Raw genomic sequence first — 1,488 nt, 5'->3', positions numbered from 1 at the left:
CAAGCACGGTTTTGAATGGGAGTGGGGGAAGGCGACTTCCCTCTCGACCCCTACCAAAACAAGGCAGGGAACTCGGGGTCAAAACGCAAAATTGGAAATCTTAATGATTCCTTAACAATTGCGTCGAGAGTAACGGCGATAGCCACCCCCAGTTTTGGGAATCACAACCCCAGGATTGAAGCGGGGAACGGAAGGCGTAAAGTAGAACCTACTGCCAGACGCGACCACTGCCAACCATCCATGACTAAGGAAATCTGAATGCTCCGACTTGAACCATCGTAATTATTTAGTAGCGAAACAGGTTGATACGCTGCACTCAAAAGAGAAAGGGAAAAAGTAGGGTAATTCTATCATCACCTACACAGACCTTTAAAAGTACCCCGGTGGATAGGACAAGTCTAAAGATGGAATGCCCATATAAACGGAACGTTATAACCCCTTTTAGGCTCTGATTATCTGGTCGAGATAGTTAGTAGTGATAAGTGTAAGCGTAAGCCTATTAGGGGGTGAGATGTGACCAGAAGCCAACGCCCAACTGTAATGGTAGGGATATGCTAACGGGTCACGGTTTGATTGTAAAGAATAGAGTCTAGTAGGAGTTACTATGACGAAAGCGAGTTTAAAGAAAGGATTTGAGAAATCAAAACCAATCAAGACGTGCGTTTGTATCGAAAGCTATTCCCTGGGCGAAAGTTCAGAGAAAAGTTTTCAAGCTCCAAAAGAGGATATTTCAAGCAGCTAAATCGGGACAGGACGCAAAGGCACGAAGGTTGCAACGTCTACTGGTGAAGTCATATTATGCCCGACTCTTAGCAGTGCGGCGAGTGACCCAAGATAATCAAGGCAAGAAAACAGCCGGTGTCGATGGAATGAGAGCAATCTCACCAAGGCAAAGGTTTGAAATTGTTGAGAACATCAAAGGAAATCTCAAAGCAAAACCACTGCGACGGGTGTGGATTCCAAAACCTGGAAGGGATGAAAAACGCCCCCTGGGAATACCCACAATCCAAGATAGAGCGAGGCAAGCCTTGGTTAAATCGGCTCTCGAACCTGAATGGGAATCGAGATTTGAAGGCACTAGTTATGGGTTTAGACCGGGTAGGTCTGCCCAAGATGCAATAGCACGAATTTTTCAGAGTATTAACAAAGATGAATACTATGTGTTAGACGCGGATATAACGAAGTGTTTTGACCGAATAAACCATGATTATCTACTGTCAAAAATTAATTGTCCAAGCAGCCTGAAGAGAGACCTGAAACAATGGCTCAAAGCGGGTGTGCTAGATAACGGCGTATTCGAGGATACAGAAGCAGGGACACCCCAAGGAGGGGTAATAAGTCCACTCCTAGCCAACATCGCACTGGATGGTATGGAAAGGCTAGTTAAAGAAATGTATCCGAATAAAGGAACAACCACCCAGGTCAACCTAATAAGATATAGCACAAGACAGAACACTTAGGACGTATAATGGAGAGGACGAGATGACT

General features: G+C 45.0%; 1 pseudogene. It reads left to right on the top strand.

The window, feature by feature from the left end:
- Positions 1-604: 604 nt before the first annotated feature.
- Positions 605-1,442: pseudogene (locus P5683_RS24780) on the top strand (reverse transcriptase N-terminal domain-containing protein); the annotation flags it as partial.
- Positions 1,443-1,488 lie beyond the last annotated feature (46 nt).

The sequence above is a fragment of the Limnospira sp. PMC 1279.21 genome (assembly GCF_032349615.1).
GTDB classification, from domain to species: domain Bacteria; phylum Cyanobacteriota; class Cyanobacteriia; order Cyanobacteriales; family Microcoleaceae; genus Limnospira; species Limnospira fusiformis.
This window is presented reverse-complemented; position numbering and strand designations above follow the sequence as displayed.